The sequence below is a fragment of the Desulfomonilaceae bacterium genome, from assembly GCA_041662605.1.
Taxonomy (GTDB): Bacteria; Desulfobacterota; Desulfomonilia; order Desulfomonilales; family Desulfomonilaceae; genus CAJBEZ01.
Window position 1 is genome coordinate 48,457 of record JBAZSD010000009.1, and the last position, 24,552, is coordinate 73,008.

General features: G+C 46.2%; 24 protein-coding genes and 1 tRNA gene. 8 read left to right on the forward strand and 17 right to left on the reverse strand.

Features of this window, described 5'->3' with window-relative positions; all coding sequences use genetic code 11:
• Positions 1-350 precede the first annotated feature (350 nt).
• From WC647_09175 to WC647_09190, 4 genes are all read left to right on the forward strand, one after another.
• Positions 351-1,091: a hypothetical protein gene (locus tag WC647_09175; GenBank protein ID MFA6222475.1), complete on the forward strand. Its 741-nt coding sequence runs from the start codon at positions 351-353 to the stop codon at positions 1,089-1,091.
• 646 nt (positions 1,092-1,737) lie between these two features.
• Positions 1,738-2,613, forward strand: a complete 876-nt coding sequence (gene prmC / locus WC647_09180; protein ID MFA6222476.1) for a peptide chain release factor N(5)-glutamine methyltransferase — start codon at positions 1,738-1,740, stop codon at positions 2,611-2,613.
• The gene (locus WC647_09185) at positions 2,614-3,234 is read left to right on the forward strand and encodes a hypothetical protein (GenBank protein MFA6222477.1); all 621 of its coding nucleotides are present in this window, start codon (positions 2,614-2,616) and stop codon (positions 3,232-3,234) included.
• Between the two features lie 95 nt (positions 3,235-3,329).
• Positions 3,330-3,974: a tetratricopeptide repeat protein gene (locus tag WC647_09190; protein MFA6222478.1), complete on the forward strand. Its 645-nt coding sequence runs from the start codon at positions 3,330-3,332 to the stop codon at positions 3,972-3,974.
• Between the two features lie 211 nt (positions 3,975-4,185).
• Here WC647_09190 and WC647_09195 read toward each other — a convergent pair whose 3' ends face one another.
• The 17 genes from WC647_09195 to WC647_09275 all read right to left on the reverse strand — a co-directional run bounded on the left by WC647_09195 (position 4,186) and on the right by WC647_09275 (position 20,305).
• A complete protein-coding gene (locus WC647_09195) occupies positions 4,186-5,928 on the reverse strand; it encodes a DUF6178 family protein (GenBank protein ID MFA6222479.1) in 1,743 nt (580 codons plus the stop codon).
• 9 nt (positions 5,929-5,937) lie between these two features.
• The gene (gene efp / locus WC647_09200) at positions 5,938-6,498 is read right to left on the reverse strand and encodes an elongation factor P (protein ID MFA6222480.1); all 561 of its coding nucleotides are present in this window, start codon (positions 6,496-6,498) and stop codon (positions 5,938-5,940) included.
• 182 nt (positions 6,499-6,680) lie between these two features.
• Positions 6,681-7,772: a Xaa-Pro peptidase family protein gene (locus tag WC647_09205; protein ID MFA6222481.1), complete on the reverse strand. Its 1,092-nt coding sequence runs from the start codon at positions 7,770-7,772 to the stop codon at positions 6,681-6,683.
• A 139-nt stretch (positions 7,773-7,911) separates the two neighbouring features.
• On the reverse strand, positions 7,912-8,325 hold the full coding sequence (atpC, locus tag WC647_09210; protein ID MFA6222482.1) for an ATP synthase F1 subunit epsilon: 414 nt from the start codon (positions 8,323-8,325) through the stop codon (positions 7,912-7,914).
• Between the two features lie 13 nt (positions 8,326-8,338).
• A complete protein-coding gene (gene atpD / locus WC647_09215) occupies positions 8,339-9,784 on the reverse strand; it encodes a F0F1 ATP synthase subunit beta (protein MFA6222483.1) in 1,446 nt (481 codons plus the stop codon).
• Between the two features lie 65 nt (positions 9,785-9,849).
• On the reverse strand, positions 9,850-10,707 hold the full coding sequence (gene atpG, locus WC647_09220) for an ATP synthase F1 subunit gamma (protein ID MFA6222484.1): 858 nt from the start codon (positions 10,705-10,707) through the stop codon (positions 9,850-9,852).
• A 62-nt stretch (positions 10,708-10,769) separates the two neighbouring features.
• Positions 10,770-12,296 (reverse strand): F0F1 ATP synthase subunit alpha, encoded by a 1,527-nt coding sequence (gene atpA / locus WC647_09225; protein ID MFA6222485.1) that lies wholly within the window; start codon positions 12,294-12,296, stop codon positions 10,770-10,772.
• 5 nt (positions 12,297-12,301) lie between these two features.
• Entirely contained in the window at positions 12,302-12,841 is a 540-nt protein-coding gene (atpH, locus tag WC647_09230) for an ATP synthase F1 subunit delta (GenBank protein MFA6222486.1), read from the reverse strand.
• Positions 12,838-13,422: an ATP synthase F0 subunit B gene (locus tag WC647_09235; protein MFA6222487.1), complete on the reverse strand. Its 585-nt coding sequence runs from the start codon at positions 13,420-13,422 to the stop codon at positions 12,838-12,840. Before WC647_09235 ends, atpH begins: the two co-directional genes overlap by 4 nt.
• Positions 13,422-13,847: a hypothetical protein gene (locus WC647_09240; GenBank protein ID MFA6222488.1), complete on the reverse strand. Its 426-nt coding sequence runs from the start codon at positions 13,845-13,847 to the stop codon at positions 13,422-13,424. Before WC647_09240 ends, WC647_09235 begins: the two co-directional genes overlap by 1 nt.
• 198 nt (positions 13,848-14,045) lie before the next feature.
• The gene (locus WC647_09245; protein ID MFA6222489.1) at positions 14,046-14,555 is read right to left on the reverse strand and encodes a polymer-forming cytoskeletal protein; all 510 of its coding nucleotides are present in this window, start codon (positions 14,553-14,555) and stop codon (positions 14,046-14,048) included.
• Between the two features lie 181 nt (positions 14,556-14,736).
• A complete protein-coding gene (rodA, locus tag WC647_09250; protein ID MFA6222490.1) occupies positions 14,737-15,879 on the reverse strand; it encodes a rod shape-determining protein RodA in 1,143 nt (380 codons plus the stop codon).
• Between the two features lie 51 nt (positions 15,880-15,930).
• Positions 15,931-17,520, reverse strand: a complete 1,590-nt coding sequence (mrdA, locus tag WC647_09255) for a penicillin-binding protein 2 (GenBank protein MFA6222491.1) — start codon at positions 17,518-17,520, stop codon at positions 15,931-15,933.
• Entirely contained in the window at positions 17,441-17,806 is a 366-nt protein-coding gene (locus WC647_09260) for a hypothetical protein (GenBank protein MFA6222492.1), read from the reverse strand. Before WC647_09260 ends, mrdA begins: the two co-directional genes overlap by 80 nt.
• Positions 17,770-18,270, reverse strand: a complete 501-nt coding sequence (locus WC647_09265) for a hypothetical protein (protein ID MFA6222493.1) — start codon at positions 18,268-18,270, stop codon at positions 17,770-17,772. The genes WC647_09260 and WC647_09265 overlap by 37 nt, the downstream gene beginning before the upstream one ends.
• On the reverse strand, positions 18,267-19,112 hold the full coding sequence (mreC, locus tag WC647_09270; GenBank protein ID MFA6222494.1) for a rod shape-determining protein MreC: 846 nt from the start codon (positions 19,110-19,112) through the stop codon (positions 18,267-18,269). The genes WC647_09265 and mreC overlap by 4 nt, the downstream gene beginning before the upstream one ends.
• 155 nt (positions 19,113-19,267) lie before the next feature.
• Positions 19,268-20,305 (reverse strand): rod shape-determining protein, encoded by a 1,038-nt coding sequence (locus tag WC647_09275; protein ID MFA6222495.1) that lies wholly within the window; start codon positions 20,303-20,305, stop codon positions 19,268-19,270.
• 227 nt (positions 20,306-20,532) lie between these two features.
• Here WC647_09275 and WC647_09280 point away from each other — a divergent pair, with 227 nt between their 5' ends.
• The 4 genes from WC647_09280 (at position 20,533) to nusA (ending at position 24,546) form a co-directional block, all read left to right on the forward strand.
• Complete coding sequence (locus tag WC647_09280; GenBank protein MFA6222496.1) at positions 20,533-22,437, forward strand: SurA N-terminal domain-containing protein; 1,905 nt, start codon at positions 20,533-20,535, stop codon at positions 22,435-22,437.
• Between the two features lie 95 nt (positions 22,438-22,532).
• Positions 22,533-22,608, forward strand: a tRNA-Gly gene (locus WC647_09285).
• 88 nt (positions 22,609-22,696) lie between these two features.
• The gene (gene rimP, locus WC647_09290) at positions 22,697-23,212 is read left to right on the forward strand and encodes a ribosome maturation factor RimP (protein MFA6222497.1); all 516 of its coding nucleotides are present in this window, start codon (positions 22,697-22,699) and stop codon (positions 23,210-23,212) included.
• Positions 23,213-23,214: 2 nt separating this feature from the next.
• Positions 23,215-24,546: a transcription termination factor NusA gene (nusA, locus tag WC647_09295; GenBank protein MFA6222498.1), complete on the forward strand. Its 1,332-nt coding sequence runs from the start codon at positions 23,215-23,217 to the stop codon at positions 24,544-24,546.
• The last annotated feature ends 6 nt before the right edge of the window (positions 24,547-24,552 follow it).

The following is a 24,552-nucleotide window of genomic DNA, read 5'->3' on the forward strand; positions in this document are numbered from 1 at the left end:
ACGTTTAGAGGTAATTTTGAGGAACAGCGAAAAGGGGAGTGGATCAATCAAAATCCCTTGTAATTCCATAAATCGGCGTTTAGAATCAGTTTCGTTCTTGAACCCTTGAAAGACAATTAGCCTTGTAATAGATGAAATTGACTGGGAGGCGTTTTCATAGTTCATGAAAAACGTGTCTGATTGTCGCAACTGTTTATTTGGCTGCTCTCTGCTGGATATGCAGCCAAGCGCTATCAGAATTGTTTTTGCGCTGCCTAGACAAATTGCTGAGCTGTTGGGGTTAGAAACCAATAAATCTGGGCGCTAGTTTAGCGAAAACCAAAAAGCCGACTCGGCATGAGGAGAGAAAGATGCCTAAGAAACCTCCCAGAAGGGATCCTATAATCGTATACAAAAGAGAGGAAAAAGGACTCAAGCCTTTCTTGCAGGGAGCTAGAGGCCTTAGGTTTGGACCAGCTCCTCAAAAACCTAGAAAAATAAAAGAACCCAAAGTTGTAATTCCAGAGAAAGTACGCCAACACCAGGCAAATCTTGACGAAATCAACTCATTTCCTTCTCCTGACAAAGAAATTGCCAAGGCATGCTATTATATGTGTTTTCTGGTTCACGAAACGAAAACTACTTCAGATCTTTTTCCATTGAAGCACAATGTCTTGGAAAAGATTTTCAAGAGTGGACACGGCTGTTTGACTGTGAACTATATTCGCCGTGGAGACAGAGAAATATACACACTTTCTCCGGAAGCCAAAAAGAGATGGGAAAATGAGACCAATTCGAACAAGCATCACATCAGGATGTATCTCACCCCAAAATGTAAAATAGATTATGAAGAAGGTTATTTCGACCTATATCATTTTCAAATAGTAATGGAGCCTTTTAGATTTTCTTTCTACCTGCCCATTCATCAAGCCCCATGGATGGATAAGAGACGAATTTCAAAGAGAAAATTTCACTATCCTCAAACAGTCGAGTATGGATTGGCCCGAGGAAAAGTAATTACTACTTCGCGAAAGGCCACGATGGTTCCGCTTGAGGAAATAAGGACGGAATTCCAGAAACTCATAGACCTGGAGATTGCTAAAAAGAAATGATACTAGCGTTTCAGGCCAGTATTTAGAAAACCCCTTTGTCACTAGACAATAATCGTTTGTAATATTTTGGACGTACCACCTCCGAAAAGAAGAAAACGGCATTCGCGATAGAATCTTTTAGGTTCGTATTCCATCAAGTGGCTATACGCGCCAAAGATTCTAGTCGCCTTGTCGGTAGCCTTGAACGCCCCTTCAAAGGCGAGATATTTCGCCATAGACGCTTTTGCTTAACGGCATTCTCTCCGCGAATCTATCATTCCCGCAGCCTTATACATCATCAAATGAGTCGCCCAAATGTCAGTGGCCAGTTTGCTATCTTTTGTTAAATCAGTTGAAAAGATGTAATTCTTTCCTTGAATTGGGTTCGTCCGGCAGAATATTTATTGAAATCTCAAATGTGGCCCTGATGTTTGACGCCTTAGGAAGGAGGGGAGACCTCGATGCGCGCATCGAAGTCTCTCGGGAGGGGTAGAATGCGGCTAATATTAGCGACAATTCTTTTTTTGAAGGGTTCCATTTTTTGCGCGCCAATCTTACGTTTGAACGTGTGATTTGAATGCCGAGTTTGTTATAAAGTGAATGTAAACCAATTGCGATTTCCTCATCCGACTTATAAGAGAATGTTACAGAAAGAGCTGCAGGTCTCATGACGGAACCCTCCGACAGTAAAACGGTATGGACTATCCGCGACGTCTTGACGTGGACTACGAACTACCTCAAACGAAAGGGTTGCGAAACCCCTCGGCTGGATGCTGAATTGCTTCTAGCGCACAATCTGGGAATCGAGCGGATCAGATTATACTTAGATTTTGACCGTCCTTTGAGCGACGGGGAACGCCTTGGCTTCCGGGATCTTGTACGGCGCCGAGCGCTCCGGGAACCCGTAGCGTTGATAATCGGGAAAAAGGAATTCTGGTCTCTAGACATCGTAGTCACCCCAGGTGTTCTCATTCCCCGTCCCGAAACTGAAATACTGGTACAAGTAGTCCTAGAGGACTGCCAGGGCCTTTTGAACCTTGCCATCCTTGAGGTAGGTTGCGGTTCCGGAGCGCCACTGATTGCTGTATCAAGCGTAAGGCCTGACATTCAATTATTCGCTTGCGACATTTCTATAAATTCCCTGAATTGTGCTTCCGCTAATGCGTCAAATCATGGCTTCGCGGCCCAAATTTTTTTCTTTGCGTCGGATCTGCTCGAGTCCGTTCGTGCCGAGCACATGTTTGACGTAATTTATTCTAATCCGCCTTACATACCCTCAAACAATATAGATTCACTGGCTCCAGAAATTCGTGATTTCGAGTTCAGAAAAGCTCTTGATGGTGGTTTAGACGGTCTTGACCTTATTAGAAGATTGATTCCAACTTCTCGAGATAGACTTAAGCCTGGCGGTAGATTAATTCTTGAAATTGGGGAGGAGCAATTCGACTCGGTGAAGAAGTTGCTGGAGACAAACGGGTTTTCTATGGTTCGAGTCTTCAAGGATTTGAGTGGAAAAAATCGAGTCGTAAAGGCGGTAACCTAATTGAGATTTGTGATTGTAGGATTTGGGAAGTTTGGAAGAATAGCATTTGATAGGCTGAAGAACCAGGCGCCGTCCGCTACGTTCATTATAGTGGACCCTAACATTTCGATCGGTGATTTCCCCTCGGATAAACAAACCCGGTGCATCCAACAAAGCGGGCCTGAATTTCTTTTAGAGCAAGATCAATTGCTCGAAACGGATGTCGTCATTCCTGTAGCTCCGTTCAATGTGGCGGCCGCTTTCATAGTCGCGTCCAACTTGGGGATTAGAAGTGTAGAAATCCCAAATGGGCTCTGCGATCAATTTCAGAATCCCTTGTTGGTTGACAAGTCTAATCTTTGCGTCAGTCATGCGGATTTTCTTTGTCCTGATGACTGCGAGGAAGGAGAAACTTGCTCGGTTACGGGCAGGATTCGGGAACCCATGTTTCAATTGATTGAACGATTATTAGTGCCTGATTTCAGAGTTCTGACCCTAAGAAGTTTTCAACTGGCGCCCGGTGTTGGCGGTTACACCCTTCTTGGTTTACGGTCGACGCTGGATGCGATTAGGCCTGGAAAGAACTTTTTGATAGCGACTTCTTGCAGATGTCACGGTATTATTACCGCCATCCACGCCTGAACCGGAGATGATCACAAGCCATCCTTGACTAATCAGCCGCCTGCGTTTAGTTTTATCCTAACATTTAGAACCACAGCTTTTATTAAGGTGATAAAATGACTTCAGATTGCACAAATAATATTTCTGAAAATAAGGAATTCGTCCTAGACTCCGTGGAAGATCTCGAAAACAAACTGTCCGAAAATCCTGACTCCGCCAACCTGCGATACAACCTGGCTTTGGCCCTGGTTCGTTCAAAACAGTGGGATAGGGCGGAATCAGAGTTCAGAGCTGCTTTAAAGCTAAAACCAGGAATGCTTGAAGCTAGGGTCAATATCGCAGGGATGTTGCTCCAAAAAGGTAATTATGACGGTTGTATCGAAGAAAGCCTTAAGGCGCTGGAATTCCGGCCTGATCTTGTAGAAGCCTGTGTAAATATCGGAATTGCTTTCAGTCAGAAAGGTATGCTCGACCAAGCGGAGAAAAGTTTTGAAAAAGCTCTAGCTATTGATCCGAACTCGGTAATCTCCCATCTCAATCTGGGTAATATCTACCTCGTTTCCGGAGACCTGGAAAAAGCAATTGAGCATAATCTTCGCGCTGTTCAATTGAAACCTGAATTTGGCATGGCTCACAACAACCTGGCGGTAGCCTATTTCCAAAGCAATCAAATCGAAGAGGCCAAGCGTCATGCCCAGGAAGCTCAGAAGCGAGGCTATCCGGTAAATCCGGAATTTCTGAAAAAGCTTGAACAACAGTAACAAATCCAGGTTTTTTCGAACGCCTAATGTCGCTCCTCGCTCATGGGCAAAAAGATAAATGTAATCCGATCATTTCGCGAAGGACTGTGGCTGCCTTCGCGAATTTCCCTTTGGACAAGAGCGACCATTGGATCTTCAATCGGCGCACACTGCCATTTCTTTGGTCTTGAGGCCTTGGTATACTTAATTTCGACCGGTGTTACCAAACGCTTTAGAATTCCGCCAATTTCTTCGGGTGAGTAAAATATCTTAGCGCAGCTCTTCTTTTCGTTAGCGGCAGGCTATTATAGAAACTGGTTAATTCACCAACCCCAAATCGAAGGACAAATTCATTATTCTCATTTTTGCTCACTGTTGGAGGTGTTCCACCAGCTATAGACTTAAGAAATGGTCCAATTTCTTCGGTCGCTAGAGTTTTCACCTCTCTTTTTACAAACTGAGGGTCGATATTCCAGGCTTCAACGAACAGATCTGGAAAGAAATCAGCCCTTATACAGGAATTAAACAAAATTTGCCGCATTTTGTGACTTCCATCGCGAAACTCTACCAGAGCGTGTCCTTTGTCCAGGTGTGGAGGGCCTGCGACCCTCATCAAGCGGATTGAATCAGTCTCGTGCAATGACGCCAATATTTCAAGGTCTTCCAGCTCAAGCGAAAGATTTCCAATGCATTCTTTAATCTTGGGAAACATTAGGTCAATCGTCGTTCCATCCATAGATTCCAACAAGTCAATCAGTTCCGGCCCCGTGAATTCTTTCAGTGAAACATGCATCCCCAATTCTTTCTGGTGGGATCGCAAGTCTTGAAAAAGCCTGATAACTTGATTTGGAGACAGCGTTTCCCATGGCAACCGCTCTATCACGATTGAAACATCAGCCCCTGGAGATTTAGAGAGCATATCCATGAGTGACTCGAATTCAAACTCATCAAGGGATCCAGAAGTGGAGAAAAGATGATCCAGTTCGTCCATTTTGTCTGACAGTATAGTAATGCGGGCCCATCTCTTGAAAAAGACCTGTGTAGATAAAGAATTGACTGAGTTCCAATCATTGATAATTGTATTCACAAGCTTTTGAATAGTATTGATAATTTCTTTTGCCAAAAAAGACGCGTCTTCCTCTTTCATTCCATGACCAAGCTCATGAATCACATCAATGACAGTAGGCTCGAGTTCTACGGGAAACGGATCTTCAGTGGAATTCCAATCTATCGATTCGAGAAACTCTCTAATATCGTTACTGCTTATAACTACCGGGCTGTCTGTTTCAAGATGAGCTGATATCACAAGGGTGTTTATAAGAGCCTCCCGGATTGAATCAACCTCTGATAGGTTCTCGGCTCTAACAATACTTGAACGGTTTAGCATACTGAAAGGAAGAGCGTCTTTAAGTTCGAGAATAAATTTGTATCTTCTTAATTCAGATTCATAATACTCGAGCACCGAAAGTGATGTGAACAGATCATCTTCAAGCGTCATGGTCTTGATGACATAAAGTTCTCCCTCAGTGAAGACGCTCATTTTTGAGAGTAACTGGCAGGCTATTTCGCTTAGACACTCATATTCTTTCCGGTTCACAAGGATTTGTACTCGATCGTGAAGAAGAAGCTTCTTCCATTCGGTTCTTAGGCTCTCTGTTCTAGTGTACGCGAGCCTAAATAAATCGACGGGAGAGCGTTCTCTAAGATGATACACTCCTTCATCCGCATCACCTTCGCTCTTGATTTCAAGCCCAACACCAACAAGTTTGAGCACCGTCTGCTGCACCTTCGCCAATTGTTCAACAGAACGGAAATCAATCTCCTTTTGCAATACATACTTGTTGGCCATAGCAACAGACATGCGGACGATTTCATCAGCGCGATCCCGACTTAGTTCCCCTCTCTGGATTCCAAGTTGAACAACTTTCGCTAAAAATGATTGATCATCGTGGGTTACAAGACCGTAATTTTCCATGTGGTTCCTTTAGCGAACGCGTTCCATGTATTTGCCGGTACGAGTGTCTATTTTCAAGACATCACCCTCATTTACAAAAAGTGGAACCTGAACCGTCATGCCAGTTTCCAGAACTGCAGGCTTAGTCGCCCCAGCAGCGGTGTCACCCTTAAGTCCCGGTTCAGCCGAGGTTACGGTCAGTTCGACAAAAATCGGCACTTCAACACCAATAGGCTTACCGTTGTGAAAAAGGACCGTAACACCGACGTTCTCCTGCAGGTAGTTGCGCACATCACCAAGGTGCTCCTCTGTTAGGAATGATTGCTCATATGTCTCGCTGTCCATAAAATGGAATTCCCCGTCACTTTCGTACAGGAACTGCATCTGCCTTTCTTCCAAGTCCGGTTTGTCGATTTTTTCACCTGATCTAAACGTCCTATCGACAACATTTCCTGAAATCAGGCTCTTCAGAGTTGTTCGAACGAAAGCGCCACCTTTTCCCGGTTTTACATGGAGAAAATCCACCATGGTAAACGGCTCACCATTAATCTCAATCTTGAGTCCTTTTCTAAAATCTGAGGTCGAGTACATTGTAGTTTGGAAATAATCCTTTCTTTCTTATGAATTACAGTTTAGATCTCAATTACCTTAAATACTTAATTTAACCACTTTTGGGCAAAGGAAAAGTTTATTATCCGCAACCCCTTGAACCTTTGCAAAAACTTCCCCCTGGTCCCGCGTAATTAGCAATTGCTAAAAACCCGTTCGCTGTTTCAATCTACGTGAATGAGTGTTTTGGGGGCTTTTGAAAGAACCTCCGGACCAGACGATGACATGTGAACCAGGCTTTCAAGACGAACTCCCCCTAATCCTTGGATGTATACACCCGGTTCGATAGTAAAAACCATGCCCTCTTCCAGAACAACATTTGACTTCGGGGAAAGGAATGGCGCTTCATGAACCTCGAGGCCAATCCCATGACCAAGACTGTGCAGGAAATATTTTCCCCACCCTGCGTCCGAAATAGTTTGTCGCGCGACTAGGTCCACCTGATTAGCTCTCATCCCGGGGCTCAGGCAATCAATTGCTTTATCATGCGCGTCGGACACAACCTGGTATATTTTAAGTTGCTCCGGATCTGGAGAGCCTACGATGCAGGTCACGGTTTCATCGCTGCAATAACCGGACACCATACATCCATAATCTATTATTACGAGTTCGTTAGGCTCCACCTTTTTGCCCGTCGGCCTACCATGGGGCAATGCGCTTCTGGGTCCTGAAGCCACAATGGTACTGAATGATTCGCCGGATGCCCCTAGTTCGGTAAAATTTAGTTCCAAACGCCCAGCCAATTCTATCTCGCTTTTACCTGAAACACGTGAGTCCAGAAGCTTCAAGCATGCTGCCGAAGCGATCCCGGCCGCCTTACGAATTGCTTCAACCTCAGTGGGGTCCTTGATTATTCTGAGGCTTTCCAGACCTTGCCGCCCAAGGGACACTATCTCAACTTCCGTAATTTTTTTCTGTAAGAAATTCATGAAATCATAGCTGACTCTGGAGCCTTCTATTCCGAGCCTCTTTATCCCAAGACTCCTGATGACCTTTCCTATTGAAGCAATTTTGTCACGACTAACATGAATCCTGAAATTTTCACACTCATCCCGGGACTGAACTTTATATCGTCCATCTGTGAACAATCGTAACTGGTCAGAGGTAATCAGTATTGTAGCGTCCGAACCTGAGAATCCGGAAAGGTATCTCAAATTCACCGAGCGAGTGATCTCTGAGGTATTCAATAATGCAGCGTCAAGGTCATTCTTGCTCAGCTTCTCTCGAATTAAAGCTATGGGATCTCGTGATATCATGGGAAGCAGTCCAACAAAATCGACGAAAATTGCGGAATACGCGGTTGAATGATGGAAATACAATTAAAAAAGCCCTGACATATAGCTAACCCTCTTTGAACATGCCAAGGCTTTTACTTCTAATTTATAAGCTTAACCGTCAATTTCCTCCGGCGAGAGCAATCTTTGCCTTAGCTACTTTTATTCTGTTCAGAGTCCTCTCATATTCCGCAGAATTTTCCAGAGCGTCAATTTCCAAGAGTCGCCTCTCCAACACTAAAAGCTCTTCGGAAGCTGCTGTTTTGTCTATGGACTCGGCCAGATGGGCTTCTTCAACCAATAGGGTAACGGAATCTTTAAGCACTTCACAGAACCCTGCTCCGACAACATATTTCACGAACCGGTCGGATTCCAGATAAGAAAGGACACCTGGCTTGATGAACGTCAACATAGGCGTATGTCCGTTAAGGACACCGAATTCGCCCATCATTCCAGGCGCTATGACTTCCTCCACCATTTTGTCGAGGACGATGCCTCGTGGAGTAACCAATTCAACCTTAAACTTTTCAGCCATGAACTTCTCCTGATCAGGCTGTGGCGGTCGCCAGTTTCTCAGCCTTGGCTCTAACCTCGCTCAAATCACCTACCATGTAGAATGCCTGCTCGGGCAGATCGTCGCACTTTCCTTCGATGATTTCCTTGAATCCGGCCACTGTGTCAGCGATCTTGACATACTTACCTGGGGTGCCTGTAAACTCCTGAGCAACAAAGAAAGGCTGCGACAGGAATCTTTGAATCTTCCTGGCTCGGGCTACGACGCGCTTGTCCTCTTCCGACAGTTCGTCCATACCGAGGATTGCAATAATATCCTGAAGGTCCTTATACCGTTGAAGGACTAACTGAATCTTCCTTGTGACATCGTAATGCTCTTCACCAAGTACTCTGGGGTCCAAAATTCTTGAAGTGGAATCCAGAGGGTCAACAGCCGGGTAAATTCCCAACTCAGCGACCTGACGTGAAAGAACCACTGTTCCGTCCAAGTGAGCAAAAGTAGTTGCCGGCGCCGGGTCGGTCAAATCGTCGGCAGGCACGTAGATACATTCAACCGCCGTAATCGAACCGTTTCTGGTAGAACAAATTCGTTCCTGCAACTCGCCCATGTCGGTTCCGAGAGTCGGCTGATAACCGACGGCGGAGGGCATTCGTCCAAGAAGCGCAGAAACCTCCGACCCAGCCTGAGTGAATCGAAAGATGTTATCAATGAAAAGCATAACATCAATTCCCTGCTCATCACGGAAATATTCGGCGACGGTCAGAGCGGTCAACGCCACTCGTGCTCGAGCGCCCGGTGGCTCATTCATCTGACCGTAAATCAACGCTGCGCGATCAAGGACTCTTTCTCCTTCAGGTTTCTTTTGACCGGGAAGCACTCCCCCCATTTCAAGGTAAAGGTCATTTCCTTCACGAGATCTTTCCCCGACTCCTGCAAACACCGATGTTCCACCAAACTGCTTGGCGATGTTGTTAATAATCTCCATCATAAAGACGGTCTTCCCGACGCCTGCGCCGCCGAAGAATCCGATCTTCCCGCCTCTCATGAACGGAGCAATAAGGTCAACGACCTTGATTCCAGTTTCCTGAATTGAAATCTGTGTAACCTGTTCATCAAATGAAGGGGCGGGACGGTGAATAGGTCTCATGGCCTCTGCGCTTACGGGACCACCCTCATCGACCGGCCGACCAACCACATTTATAATTCTTCCCAGGACCGCTTTGCCCACTGGAACTTGAATCGGAGCCCCTGTGTCCGTGACCGCCATTCCTCGCACAAGACCATCCGTCGTGTCCATAGCAATGGTTCGCACAGTATTGTCGCCTAGATGTTGAGCTACCTCAACAACTAGGTTATCCGGCTCGTTGTTAATCGCAGGATTCGAAATCAGTAAGGCGTTATAAATCGCCGGGAGCTGATTCTCCGGAAATTCGACATCGACGACGGGGCCGATTACTTGAACGATTTTCCCTACACTCATTTTAGGATTTCCTCCTGAAACCGTCTTGCTTATCTTTATCGAAACTTGGCTTTGGAGAGGTCGAACTAACCTTTGAGCGCCTCGGCCCCACCGACGATCTCCATTAATTCTGTTGTAATCGATTCCTGACGTTTTCGGTTAAGCTTCAACGTCAGCTTGTTAATCATCTCGCCTGCGTTGGTAGTCGCAGCCTCCATCGCGGACATCCGTGCTCCGTGCTCACTGGCGACAGAATCCAGAAGCCCCGTGAAGACTTGCACTTGAACATATCTAGGTAGAAGCTCTTGAAGCAACTCCTCCTCTGATGGCTCGTAAAGGTAACCTCGTCTGGGCTTCCAGCCTTCCTCGTCAGGGGCGATAGGTAGAAGCTTACGAAGCGTCAACACTTGTGTAACCGCCGAACGAAAACTATTGTATAGTACGTAGACTTCCTGATATTCGCCGGCCAAAAATTTCTCCGTGACAATGGAAACAATTCGTCCTGCCAAATCATAGCTTATGCTATTCATCACGTTGTTAAATTTCTCGACTATTGTCACCTGACGCCTACGGAAGTAGTCATTTCCTTTACGTCCTACTGTTAACAAATCAACTTGAATGCTTTTGGCCTTCATTTCTTTTTCAAAGGCCTCAGCACGACGCTGCAAATTGGTATTAAATGCTCCGCATAACCCGCGGTCAGCGGTCACTAATATCAGAAGAGCCTTCTGAGCCGGACGAGACTCAAGCATTGGATGAGCTTGGGTCCTCGCGGCCAAAGACATCATCACTTCGCGCATTTTCTCTGAGAAGGGCCTACCCGATTTGATCGCCTCTTCCGCCCTACGTAGCTTGGCCGCGGCCACCATTTTCATGGCTTTTGTGATCTTCTGAGTGTTCTTGACGCTGGCTATGCGTTTACGAATATCTCGTAGACTTGCCATTTCAACCTCATTCCTTGCGGACTATTTCCGGATTTCAAACCACATCGCGCTTCTTCTTAACTCTATACGAGTGAAACAACTGGAGGAATGAAAACCGCCTTAAACTCGTCCAATATCTTCTTCATCTTGGACTCCAGTTCAGCGGATATGATCTTTTTCTCCCTGATCTCAGTCAGAACATCCGGATAGCTACTTTCAAGATGACTCACGTACTGTCGTTCATATTCGGCCAGCACTCTCACGTCGTATTCATCCACATATCCATTTGTCGCTGCGAATATTACGGCAATCTGTATCTCTGCGGCCATCGGTTCATACTGAGGTTGTTTAAGGATTTCGACCAGTCGTGTTCCTCTGGCTAACTGCGCCTGAGTAACCTTATCAAGATCGGACCCAAACTGAGCGAACGCTTCAAGTTCCCTGAATTGGGCCAAATCAAGACGTAGCGTCCCAGCAACCTGTTTCATTGCCTTGATCTGAGCGTTACCACCAACTCGTGATACACTCAAGCCAACGTTAATAGCAGGTCTAACACCGGAGTAGAAAAGGTCAGTGGACAAAAAGATCTGGCCGTCAGTGATTGAGATAACGTTAGTAGGAATATAAGCTGAAACGTCGCCAGCCTGAGTTTCAATAATAGGTAGCGCCGTCAGACTGCCTCCGCCATCAACTTGGTTAAGTTTTGCGGCTCTCTCCAGCAATCGTGAATGCAGGTAAAAAACGTCACCGGGATAGGCCTCACGTCCAGGGGGCCTTCTAAGCAGTAGAGACAACTGACGATAGGCGACGGCCTGTTTAGAAAGGTCATCGTATATTATAAGCGAGTGTTGTCCATGGTCTCGATAGTATTCACCCATGGTTACACCGGAATAAGGCGCTATGTATTGCATAGGCGCCGGGTCCGATGCGGTGGCGGAAACAACCGTGGTGTACTCCATTGCGCCAAAACGTTCAAGGGTAGCCACGACTTGGGCCACAGTGGATCTCTTCTGTCCGATGGCGACATAGATACACTTGACCTCGCTGTCCTTCTGATTGATGATGGTATCGATAGCAATGGCGGTCTTGCCGGTCTGGCGATCGCCGATTATGAGTTCACGTTGACCACGTCCGATTGGAATCATTGCGTCGATCGCTTTGATTCCGGTCTGAAGCGGTTCCTTGACGGGTTCCCTCTTGATTATACCAGGGGCGACGATTTCAACCATTCGGAATTCACTTGTGTCGACTGGCCCCTTGCCGTCGATCGGTTGACCAAGGGAATCGACCACTCTTCCAAGCATAGCGGGCCCCACCGGAACCTGCACGATGCGGTTGGTTCTCTTAACCGTGTCGCCTTCTTTGATGTGAACATCTTCACCAAGAATGGCTGCTCCAACGTTGTCCGCTTCGAGGTTTAGGACCATTCCCATGATCCCATGCGGGAACTCGAGAAGCTCGCCGGCCATTGCGTTCTCTAGTCCGTGCAAACGAGCGATACCGTCACCAACACTTATAACTGTTCCGGTCTCGCTTACCTCAACCTTCTTGTCATAATCCTGGATCTGCTGTTTAATAATTTGACTGATTTCTTCGGCTCTGATTTGCATTGTCCCTATCCCTTCAGGCTTTCCTTGAGCTGGTTTAATTGAGTTCTAATTGTGCCATCAAAAACCATGTCTCCGACCCTGGCAACAAGGCCCCCGATTAGGAAGGGGTCCACCTTGGTAGTTACCAGAACCTTTTTGCCACTTATTTTGGAAAGAGCTTCCGTCACGCGACCGAGGTCTGATTGTTCCAGACTCTCAGCGCTTACCACTTCACCTCTTGTGATTCCGCGTATCTCATCAACACTCGATCTATATGCGGTTTCTACACCATCAAGTTGATTGATGCGTTTCCGATCTATTAACACGTTAACGAAATTAATCACCATTGGATCCGCGCCGATTTTGTTGAGAATATCTCTGGCGATCCTCTTTTTGTCATCTTTCGTAAAAACCGGGCTCTCGAGAACTTCTCTAAAATCCCTGGACTCCGCTATAATTCCCGATAGAGCTGTCAAATCGCTCCCGTACTTGTCCAGTGCGTCATTCGCTTGACCTATTTCGACTAGGGCTTTTGCGTAACGCTTTGCTAAAGTAGTGTCTATCACTTCATACCCCCGACCTTAACGAGGTAATCCTCAACGATTCGTTTGCGGTCTTTTTCCGTAATCTTTTCACGAATCATGGTCTCAGCCAATTGCACGGCCAATTCTACAGCCTCGTTTCGCAATGACTCGCGAGCCTTTCTGACTTCTTGCTCTGCGGTCATTTTGGCCGATTCAACAATGGCCCCGGACATTCTTTCAGCGTTTGCCATAACTTTTTCGCTGTCGGATTCCGCCGCCTTCCTCAACTCGACCTGCATCCGATCAACCTCTTTCTCCATGCCGGCCAGCTTTTCTTTGTACTCCGCCAGCAATTGGAGAGCCTCTTCACGTTGTTCTAGGGCTTCTGCAAGATCTCTTCTTATTTGATCTTTACGTTCAGCAAAAAACGTGACGAGAGGTTTCTTTACAAAATAGATTAGGAGGGCAATAAGCGCCACAGTGTTGATCACTCTCCACGTTAACAACCATGGAGTCCAACTTGACTCCTCCTCCCCACCGGACGAAGCGTTGGCCATGGTGACGGCGCCACACATAACCACTGCGAAAAAGAAAAAATTCTTGAGGATTCTCTTCCAGTCCATCACATGGCCCTCCCTAGAATTTTTTCAGAAATGGATTGCGCCAGGGGAGCCATCTGTTCTTTGATAGCCGTCCGTGCCTTTTCCGACTCCGCCTGTATGGATGATCTCATTTCATCCACGATGCGGGCCGCTTCAACTCGCGCTTTCTCAAGGATGTCAGCCTCACTTTTCTTAGCGGCGGCCAGAAGCTCGGTTTTTTCCCGCCCAGCTACTTGCCTGGCCTCAAACAGCGCTTCCTGGTGTTTTTTCTCTTGCTCCAGAACCTCAGCCTCCAGCTGTGAAGCCTTGTCCCGGTCGGCCTTGATCTTAGATTCTCTCTCCCGGATTTTAGCCAACACCGGTTTAAACAATAGAGAGTTGAGGAGGAGTAAGAGAATCAGGAAATTGATCAACTGAATAAACAGAGTGAAATTTACATTTATCACTGGTTTGATCTCCTGATCCGAGAAGTTTTTCGCCTTCCTAGCATGACTATACCCCGCGTCACACTATAGGGCGCCTTCAAAATGATTTTTTTGGCAAGGATATTTTGGACCCAGACTTTAAATGCCATAATTTCTAACACCCCATGGTTAGGGGTGTCAAGAAATTTTTCTTACTGAAACTGGGCTCGACGGTGAGATTCAGCGATTGTGCTCAGCTACTGGCTCTTCGCCCGATTCCTCAGTTGAGAGATTGTCTGAACCCTCAAAAGTCGGGGGCCAAGGTTGAGCCGAGATCTCTTCAATTGATCTTGCTTCGATTTCCTTTTCGTCGGGACTCGTCGTTAATTCCGGCATATCCGACTGGAACGACGCCATGGAGCACGTGCCCTCAAAAATAACGCCCTCTTCTATAACCAAACTCGGCGTCTTCAAATGCCCAAAAACCTTTGCAGGTGGAAACAATTCTATTTTTTCCGTAGCTGTTATATCGCCATGGACCTCGCCGGAAACTTTTAGAATATTTGAATGAATCTGAGCATGGACGATGGAGTCCGAACCAACCACAAGTGTCCCTCGGCTGATTATTTCTCCTTCAAAGTGTCCATCTAAGTGAACTATCCCAGAGAACGACAGTTTACCGGCGAACTCGGTTTGCGAACCCAAAAAACCTGTTACTGCGTCACTCTTAGTCTTCCTGAATCGGAGCATGTGCCCTCCCTATTTTCCCGGCGCAATTGTCTCTGGTCTAAAGCCCGGTCGACCCTTCCTTAACACAGCCTGAAATCAACTTCAACAAATAATTGAAAATTGTTTCAGTCTTTTGCATAAATTCTAGAAAATTAATTAAATTGCGATAACTCCCGTCGAATTAAATCTCTGGGATTTCCTGTCAAGGTTGCGCCAGATACGAAAATCGTCTAGCGCTTACAGAAGTTAGGATAGCGGTCACCAGAAATGATAGGAGCAGAGAAGAGCCTCCATAGCTAACAAAACTCAAAGGCACTCCAACTACAGGGGCTACTCCCATAACCATAGCCACATTTATTGTCACGTGCCAGAAAATTATTGATACGCATCCGACCGAAAGAAGGGTCCCGAAATCATCTCTAGCCCTACCTGCTACAGTAAGCCCCCTAAGTATGAAAATCACAAACAGTAACAAAATTATTGCGCATCCTACAAAGCCCCATTCTTCGGACAGAACCGCAAAGATAAAATCCGTGTGCTTCACCGGCAAAAACATCAACTGATTTTGCGTGCCTTTTAGATAGCCCTTTCCTAGTAACCCCCCTGACCCAACTGCTATCTGAGATTGAATGATCTGGTAGCCCGCTCCCAAGGGATCATGTTCAGGATTGAGGAAGGTCAGCAGTCTCTTCTTTTGATAATCCAGAAGAAAATACTTGGCCCCTACATAGACTAAAGGAAGGCTAATCAGGGCCAAACCGCCGATTGCGGTCCATATCTTTTTGCTCAATCCAACGAATAAAACCATGCTCAACGCTACCAACAGTAGTACTATGGCGGTACCGAGATCTGGTTGAGTCGCTACGAATATCACCGGAACCAGAACGAGCCCCAAATTCTTTAATATCTCAGTCCAGTCCTTCAACGGCCCGCGAAGCCGTCCACTTAGGCTCTTGGCCATGACTATTACGACCGCCAATTTGGCGAATTCCGAAGGCTGGAAACGCATCATCCCTAAGTCGATCCAGCGTCGAGAACCCGATGTAACTCGCCCGAAAATAGAAACCGTAATCAACGCCAACAGAATAAAGACGTATATCCAGATCCCCCAGCGATCCAGCGCCCGATAATCAACAAAGGAAAACAGTAATAAAAGGGTAAGTCCCAGAAACAACCAGGCGGTTTGTTTTATTACAAAAGACCTGCCCATGACGCCCATCGGAATGGTTGCGCTATATATAAGAGCAATCCCCACAATTGACAGAATGACAGCGTCGACAACCAGGAGCCATTCAAATTTGAGAACAGAATCGATTACATTCGAACTTAGATAGGTTTTTGGCATTTGAAATCAAATCTTTTTGGACAATCTTGAGACAGGTCTAAACGAGAGTGATCACTCTCTGAGGTCGCCCCTGTCAGGTAGGCCATAATACCTACATATGATTTTACGAGCCAGCGGAGCAGCGGTTTTGCCTCCACCACCACCGTGTTCAATAATCACCACGACTGCTATTTTTTTAGGCTGATCATCTACAAACGCCACAAACATGGCGTGAGTTCTCTCGTGATAAGGAACTTCCTCCTCGCTTTTGGATTTATCCTTAACGCTGATAACTTGTGATGTCCCTGTTTTCGCATGGACGTTAAGCCCAGGAATCCTACATTTCTTGCCCGTTCCCGCTCGATCCTGGACAACATCAAGCATAGCCTTCCTGATTTGCTCCCAGTTTCGAGGATCAGGTTTTATACTCCACTTTACAACCGGTGTTTGGTGAAATATTGGGGTTCCGTCATGAGATTTAATTTCATCAACCAAATATGGTCTCATAATGTTTCCACCGTTGGCCAGAGCCGCTGTCATCATGGCAAGCTGGATAGGTGTGGCCAAGGTGTATCCCTGGCCTATACCTATCGTCACATTTTCGCCATCCTTGATGAAAGTCCCATAATTTCTCTCCTTCCAGAAATTTGTCGGGATCAGACCCGGTAATTCCTGGGATAATTCTATCCCCGTAGGTTTTCCCAAGCCGAACAGCGATGCGTACTTAGCCATTCGGTCAGCTCCCAATTTTAATCCAAGCTCGTAAAAATATACGTCACAGGACTCGACTAAAGCCCTATGAAGGTTCACATTCCCGTGGCCATGCTGATTCCAGCATCTGTATACCTGACCTCCCAGTTCAAGCTCACCGGAACAGAATAAATTCTTTTCAGGGCTAATAGCCCCTTCTGCCAAATCCGCAAAAGCCGTGACAATCTTGAATGTGCTGGCAGGGGGATATAATCCCCGGATCGAACGATTTTCCAATGGATGAAGAGGATCGCTGTTTAAGGATTTCCAATTTCTCTCCGAAATAGAAGGTGAAAACAAATTCGGATCAAAACCAGGCTTACTGACCATAGCAAGAATTCGCCCTGTATCCGGATCCACAACCACAACGGAGCCTGCTCGCTCTGTAAAGGATTCTTCGACAAACCTTTGAAAGGAAGAGTCTATTGTTAACACTATATCAGCCCCAGGTTTGGCGGGTTTTCTTCTTAGGCTCGCGAGGTGCCTCCCTTTGGCGTCAATTTCAATCTGTTCCCAACCCTCCTCCCCTCTTAAATAAGGCTCATACTCTTTCTCTATTCCAGTTTTCCCCACATAATCCCCAGGTCTATATCCCGCACGGCCGACTTTTTCCAATTCAGAACTCGAAATTTCGCCCGTAACACCTACCAGGTGGCAAAGCAAATCCCCGAGTGGATAATATCGATAGGGTCGAGCTTCCAGAGTAACACCCTTTATTTCTCGGGAATGAGTCTTGATGAGCGAAATTTCTTCCAGACTAATGTTTTTCTTGATCGGAAAAGACAGAAACATCGGAGCCAAAAGGCTTTTATCAAGTACAGTCCTCATCTTTTCAGGAGAAAAGCCCAATGCGTCCGCATAAACATCGACAATCCCCTGTGAGTCTTTGATTGCTCCCGGAAGAATTGACAAAGTAAAACTGCTTATTTTCGGCCAGCGGATCCCCATTAACGTCAAGAATCGACCCTCTTGGTGGTGGTAGTCGCAACAGTCTGATTCGATTTTCAATCGCCATGTCATCGAAAGATTCTCCCATCATGAGTTGCAGATTCCATAATCGAATCAGCAGGGCTGCCATCACGGCCCAGACAACGATAGAAAAGACTGTGATCCGGTATTTGTAATAATCTTGAGGAACTCGATCGCTGCTAAAATGCGCCACTAAGTCGCTCCCATCAATCTGGAATAGCCTTTCCATGCGCCGTCCAGAACTGGCTTAAAAATTATTAGACTCAGTGATGACAAAATAGTTTTTAGAATCACGATTTTTATGATCTGAGGTTCAAATGAGATCTGGCCAATGAACCACCTGGCAAGAAAAATTAGGCTAAACGACACGGAACACGCTAAAAGCGCTACTGATAAACCCGCTCCCAACTGGTCAACGTCAAAATTCACACTCACATAAACCGAAAACATAAAGACAGTCAGATAAATAACCGGAAACAGCCCCAGTGGAGCCCCGGAAAGCAAGTCTTCGACTACACCCAGCAGGAACACGGCGATAACTCCCGGGATATAAGCTCGTTTCAAGCCAATCCATACTACAATCAGTAGAGTCAGATCAGGCTTGAATTCCATTGGAAAGATGTTGCCCAAAATACTGCTTTCGACAACAAACGACAGCCATCCTACAACCATACAAAAGATAAAATCTTTCAAGGCTTGCCTTCTAACCCCGGTTCCATTGAAAACCCTCCTTGACTACCTAAAATTACCACTACCTCTTCAATTTCAGAGAGTCTAGCAGAGGGAGCCACTGTGGCTTCCAAGAATAAACCATGTTCAGAAGAGCGGACTGATTCGATAGTTCCTACAACAAGACCACGTGGAAAAATTCCATCCAGACCTGAAGTAACAATTAGATCTCCTTGCTCAATCTTGGCTTCCTTGCTCAAATATTGAAGCACACAGCTATACGAGTATGATCCAATCAAAAGCCCCCTGTCACGTGTGCGCTCCACTCTGCAATCTACCGCCACGTTCGGATCCGTGATCATGGCCACTTGTGCCATGGCGTTCGAACATCTTCCAATTTTGCCAACCACTCCTTCAGGCGTTGTAACTGGCATATCAGGCAATACACCCTCATCTGACCCCTTGTTGATTAACACGGTTCTGAATAAGCCAGACGCGTCTTGACCGATGATCTGGGCCACAATAGTAGGGAAATCCAGCTTATCCTTGAGATCCAGTATTTTTTTCAGACGCTTGTTTTCCAGCTCCTTTTCTCTCAACGAGACAATTTCGGTTCTCAACCTGCGAATCTCTTCAGTCAACACCCGGTTTTCCCTATTAACGCCTACTAGCTGGATGTATGAATCAAATACGTTAGAGACTTTCCTCTGGAAAAAAGTAATAGTCTGATCAATTGGTTTAAATGCCGAGTAAATGAAACTTACAAATGTCCCTCTACCGCCTTTCTCAAAAGAAGAAAAAAGCAAAATGAGACCTAGACTCACTAGAATCGCGGCAATGGTTAATTCTTTGATCGATCGGGGCATGGCCTGGAATATAGCCGGCGCGGAAAATTAAAACCATCCGTGAAGTTAAACGAATGGAGTTTCGGATTCTGATAAAGACAAGATAATGGAACTGAATGTTATGAGCATAGCCTCAATTACTGGGTTTGAATGCAGTTGTATACTTCATGGTGTTTTCAAGCTCTAATTAGAATGTCCCTGTACATTTCAAAATTTTCAAAAACAATGCCTGACCCCAGGACTACGCTTGAGAGGGGATCATCAGCTACAACTACTGGCAGCCCTGTTTCGCGTCTAATAACTTCATCAAGATTTTTCAAAAGCGATCCACCCCCCGTCAGGACGATACCTCTGTCCACAATGTCCGACGCGAGTTCCGGCGGTGTCTGTTCTAAGGCTGTTTTTACAGTTTCCAGGATTGCTCTCACAGGTCCGGAAATCGCCTCAGTAACTTCGCTGGATCGAAGTGGAATAACTTTAGGCACCCCGGCTATAAGATCCCGCCCTTTCACCTCAATCACCATTTCATCTTTAGTCTGGCAGGCGCTCCCTATCAACATCTTTACCATTTCACCGGTTCTCTCTCCTATCAGCAAGCTGTATTTATGTTTGACGTATTTTATTATGTCGTTATCAATTTTATCCCCAGCGATTCGCAATGATTTGGCGTAAACAATGTCCGACATCGAGATGACCGCAACTTCAGTCGTTCCCCCTCCAATATCCACAATCATATTGCTGGTAGGTTCTGTGATTGGAAGGTTAGCTCCGATCGCCGCAGCGATGGGTTCCTCGATCAAATAGACATCCCGAGCCCCAGCGCTTTCAGCCGCTTCTCGCACAGCCCGCATCTCCACTTGAGTAACACCGGCGGGAACACATACCACTATCCTGGGCTTAACAAACATCCTGCGCTTGTGAATACGGCGGATGAAGTGTTTCAGCATAGCTTCGGTAACTTCAAAATCTGCAATAACCCCATCTTTCATGGGGCGGATGGCCTTGATGTTGTCTGGTGTCCGTCCGACCATTTTCTTCGCGTCAGTACCCACCGCAACTATTCTAGGGCCTCGTCTAAGGTCCATTTTGACGGCCACAACAGACGGCTCGGACAAGATAATCCCTTTGCCCCGGACGTACACGAGGGTGTTTGCAGTCCCGAGATCTATGGCCATGTCGTTTGAAAAGATGCTCGACAACCAATTAGAGAGCATTTTTGTTTTTACTAAACCAATTTTCCTAAGAATAAGTGTAGGGACAATATCAGACACTCGGACGATGATCAAGCGTACGACTAAGTCTTAGTCATAAACTGGACCGTCTTCTTCTTGTGGCAGACCAGAAAGGCTTTTAACAAAGAGTTTTCAGCGCCTCCATTGACTTAAGGATCATATGATCATAATATTGCCACTCGAATTGCCCCTTCGGAAAGGAGAATCCGGTGCTAGATCTGATGCGACGACACGCCAGTTCATGGTTAATAAAAGTAGCGCTCGGCGGAATAATTATTGTTTTTATTTTCTTTTTTGGGTGGGGCGGGCCACGTGATAAAGAACACGATTATGCGGCTAAAGTCAATGATCAGGTCATTGGTTACGATCACTTCTATAACACATACCAGACTGAGGTTGAAAAAATACGGTTGAGATTCCGTGGCGCTATGCCTCCTGACTTGTTGGAACGGCTCAACCTAAAGAAAAGCGTCCTGGATCGGCTCATAGATGAACAGCTCCTTATCCAGGAAGCTGTCAAACTGGGTTTCTTTGTCAATGACACCGACGTTAGAAACGCCATCTTGTCTGATCAGACTTTTCAAAGAAACGGATCTTTCGATCCCGAAATTTACAAGATGTATCTGAGTTCTATTAAATTGAACCCAGACATGTATGAAAGATACCTGAAACAGGAACTGCTTGCCGACCAAGTAACCAAACTCATAACGGACTCAGTTAAGACCGATCCCAAGGAACTTGAAACGTTGTGGCATTTCCAAAACGACAAAATGACTCTGGCGCTTATGATTATCAAGCCGGAGGAGGCCCACAATAAAGTGGCTATTGACGAAAAGGCCCTTGAAAACTACTTCAAGCGGAATGAGTCTCGATACCAAATTCCAGCATCGGCCAAAATAGAGTACGTCTGGTTTTCGTGGAAAGATCTCCTCAAGGACTCGAATGTCACTGACGATGACGTAAAATCTTACTACAAGCTAAACCAGAAAGAATTTATCGAGCCGGAAAAAGTAAAAATTAGTCAGATTCTTCTGAAGGTTCCGGAAAAAGCCTCTGATCAGGAAAGAGAAACGATCAAAGAGAAGGCTATCAAGCTGGAACAGGACATTAAGGGTGGGGCCGATTTCCATAAAGTGGCCAAAGAGAACTCTCAGGATGAGGCCACGGCTTCAAAGGGAGGAGAACTTGGCTGGATCACCAAAAGCTCCTTGAACCCAGCCATTGAAGAGCAGGCTTTTAAGCTCAACAAGGGTGAAATCTCGTCTCCGATTCTGACGGATCAAGGATATCATCTCATATTGGTTGAAGACAGAGTTGATGAGGCTGAGAAGCCGTTTGAAGAAGTAAAGGGAAAAATTACCCAACTGTTGAAGGATGAACAGGCAAAGAAAAAAATAGCTCAGTTCGCTGACGATTTCTATGAACAGGTGTACAGATCAGAAAACCTTCCTGAACAGGCGAAGAAATTCGGGCTAAAGCTCGAAATGGCCGACAATGTCACCTCCCAGGGCGGAATACCAGGAGTGTTAGACTCAGCAAACGTTTCTCAGGACATATTTGAATTAAAAACAGAAGACGTTTCTAAACTGGTCAGAAATGGCGATAACTATTTCGTGGCTCAACTCCTGGAGAAGAGACCAGAGCGAATCCCCTCTTTAGGACAAGTTCAAAGCCTGGTGGAAAAGGACTACATCAAGAACCAGGCCCTTGAGCAAGCCGTAAAAAAGGCTGAATCGCTCATAGAGCAGATTTCCAAAAATCCATCGGAAGCCGACAACATTGCAAAAGCCAGTGGCTTAACCTGGGATACGCTCGAACCGGTATCTAGAACAGCCGGCTTTGTTCCTCAGCTTGGTAAATCCAACCAGGTGTCTGAAATGCTCACTTCCATCTCTGAGGCCGCCCCCGTTTTTAATACACCCATAAACACCACCACTGGGGTTGGTATCGTCCGGTTAATAAAAACAGATCCAGCTAGCAGGGAAGAATATACAAAGGGCGCATCCGAATTTAGGAATTGGGTGTTGGAAGTGCGTCGGACCGAATTTCTCAAAGGATGGTTAAGGATGCTTCGCGATAAATCATCCATTGACATTAATCAAAAGGCCCTGTGAACAAAGAGGAAATACCTGTTCCATAAGGCGACATTATTTGTTTATTCGCTCTATTACCTTGACATTGGTAGGACCCGCTGTTAATCTTTAGCTACGCGGGCATAGCTCAGTTGGTAGAGTGCAAGCTTCCCAAGCTTGATGTCGCGGGTTCGAGCCCCGTTGCCCGCTCCAGAGAGTGGTTTTTTGCCACCCGGGTTTTTTTAAATCCCGGGTTTTTTATTATAGATGATATGCGACAACACGGGCGCACATAACGGAAATGGTAACAGATCGTAAGCTTCTTTCCTATCTGTGGGACTTGATTGAACCACTGCTTGAACCTGATGGTATAGAACTGGTGGAAGTGGAATACCTGCTCTTGGGCGGCTCATGGACTTTGAGGCTGTACATCGACTCGCCTCAAGGAATAACCCTCGATGACTGCGCAATGGTTAGCAGACAGGTTGGAGCTTTACTCGACATAGAAGATCCTATTGATCACCATTATAGCCTGGAGGTATCTTCCCCGGGGATCAACAGAGTCCTGAGGAAACTTAGAGATTTCGACAGATTTTCAGGCCGTCAGGCACGTATCAGGACGATTCACAAGATTGAGGGACGCAGGAACTTCTTGGGTGTAATTAGGGGCGCACGAGATACAACAGTGATTATGGAAGTAGATAATAAAATGATAGAGATTAACGCGGAAAATATTGAGAAAGCTCATTTGGAAACTCCGCCGGATGAAATTTTGCAGCAAGGCCTTAACAAAAAGGCGTTTAGCGTGGGAGGGTGACCATGGGAAGTTTGGACCGAATGATTGATCAGGTGGCCAAAGAAAAGGGAATTTCAAGAGATACCTTGGTAGAGGCCCTTGAGGCTGCGCTGGTTTCGGCGGCGAGGAAGAGGTTCGGTCCGAAGGTCGAACTGGAAGCCCAGTACAGCGATTCAACAGGCGAAATTGAAGTTTTTAGATTCAGGGACGTTGTGGCCGAAGTCGAGGATCCCAGTGTGGAGATTGATCTGGAAACCGCCAGAAAAGAGTTGGATCCGGAGGCTGAAGTTGGTGACCAACTTGGAGAAAAGATCGAGGCTGAGACCTTTGGGAGAATCGCCGCCCAAACAGCGAAACAGGTAATTATCCAAAAGGTCAAAGATGCTGAGCGTGAAAATATATACGCTGAATATAAAGACAGAAAAGGTGACGTAGTTACTGGAGTTGTTCAGCGATTTGAAAAGAAAAACACGGTGGTGAATTTAGGCAGAGCCGAAGCCATTCTGCCATTGACCGAACAAATTCCGAAGGAAGCCTATCGACAGGGAGACAGAATTCGGGCGTTGATCGTTGATGTTAAAAGAACGCAGAAAGATCCCCAGATCATTTTGTCAAGGTCTGATCCGGCTTTTTTGGTAAAATTATTTGATCAGGAAGTTCCCGAGATAGCCGAGGGAATTGTAAAGATTATGTGCGCAGCTCGCGAACCGGGGCAACGGGCCAAGATTGGGGTTAGGTCCACCGACGCGGACGTCGATCCTGTGGGCGCATGTGTAGGAATGAAGGGGTCAAGAGTGCAAGCCGTTGTTCAGGAACTCCGAGGAGAAAAAATTGATATTATCCCATGGAATGACGAGCCTGCAAGATTCGTTTGCAATGCTCTTCAACCTGCTCAGATATCCAAGGTCATCATTGATCAGATTACCGGCGCCATGGAAGTAATCGTCGATGATGAACAACTTTCCTTAGCTATTGGCAAGAAAGGCCAGAATGTGAGACTGGCCGCACGGCTCACGGGTTGGAAAATCGACGTGAGAGGTGAATCCAAAGAGGAAAAGATTACCGGTGAATCTTTCGAACGCTTACTGGCGGTTGAAGGCATGGATGAAGAGACCGCTACCATTCTCTTTGACAACGGGTATCGAAATCCTGAAGACATAGATCGAGCGTCGATAGAGGAACTTACCAGTTTCATGGGAATAACAAACGAGAAGGCTCTCATGTTGCAAGAGGGGGCCAAATATTATTTAACCAAGTCTCAGGAAACAGCGCCGGACACTGAGACTGTTGAAGAGAATTCGGAATCGTCCTCGGCCAACGACGGGGAAGAAGACGTCGTTCAGGCTACAGCGTAAAGACTG

Bases quoted from the DNA above. Each gene is read 5' to 3' on its own strand.
- WC647_09175 (MFA6222475.1), top strand. From the start codon at position 351: ATGCCTAAGAAACCTCCCAGAAGGGATCCTATAATCGTATACAAAAGA.
- prmC (MFA6222476.1), top strand. From the start codon at position 1,738: ATGACGGAACCCTCCGACAGTAAAACGGTATGGACTATCCGCGACGTC.
- WC647_09190 (MFA6222478.1), top strand. From the start codon at position 3,330: ATGACTTCAGATTGCACAAATAATATTTCTGAAAATAAGGAATTCGTC.
- WC647_09195 (MFA6222479.1), bottom strand. From the start codon at position 5,928: ATGGAAAATTACGGTCTTGTAACCCACGATGATCAATCATTTTTAGCG.
- efp (MFA6222480.1), bottom strand. From the start codon at position 6,498: ATGTACTCGACCTCAGATTTTAGAAAAGGACTCAAGATTGAGATTAAT.
- WC647_09205 (MFA6222481.1), bottom strand. From the start codon at position 7,772: ATGATATCACGAGATCCCATAGCTTTAATTCGAGAGAAGCTGAGCAAG.
- atpC (MFA6222482.1), bottom strand. From the start codon at position 8,325: ATGGCTGAAAAGTTTAAGGTTGAATTGGTTACTCCACGAGGCATCGTC.
- atpD (MFA6222483.1), bottom strand. From the start codon at position 9,784: ATGAGTGTAGGGAAAATCGTTCAAGTAATCGGCCCCGTCGTCGATGTC.
- atpG (MFA6222484.1), bottom strand. From the start codon at position 10,707: ATGGCAAGTCTACGAGATATTCGTAAACGCATAGCCAGCGTCAAGAAC.
- atpA (MFA6222485.1), bottom strand. From the start codon at position 12,296: ATGCAAATCAGAGCCGAAGAAATCAGTCAAATTATTAAACAGCAGATC.
- WC647_09235 (MFA6222487.1), bottom strand. From the start codon at position 13,422: ATGGACTGGAAGAGAATCCTCAAGAATTTTTTCTTTTTCGCAGTGGTT.
- WC647_09245 (MFA6222489.1), bottom strand. From the start codon at position 14,555: ATGCTCCGATTCAGGAAGACTAAGAGTGACGCAGTAACAGGTTTTTTG.
- rodA (MFA6222490.1), bottom strand. From the start codon at position 15,879: ATGCCAAAAACCTATCTAAGTTCGAATGTAATCGATTCTGTTCTCAAA.
- WC647_09260 (MFA6222492.1), bottom strand. From the start codon at position 17,806: ATGGAAAGGCTATTCCAGATTGATGGGAGCGACTTAGTGGCGCATTTT.
- mreC (MFA6222494.1), bottom strand. From the start codon at position 19,112: ATGCCCCGATCGATCAAAGAATTAACCATTGCCGCGATTCTAGTGAGT.
- WC647_09275 (MFA6222495.1), bottom strand. From the start codon at position 20,305: ATGCTCTCTAATTGGTTGTCGAGCATCTTTTCAAACGACATGGCCATA.
- rimP (MFA6222497.1), top strand. From the start codon at position 22,697: ATGGTAACAGATCGTAAGCTTCTTTCCTATCTGTGGGACTTGATTGAA.
- nusA (MFA6222498.1), top strand. From the start codon at position 23,215: ATGGGAAGTTTGGACCGAATGATTGATCAGGTGGCCAAAGAAAAGGGA.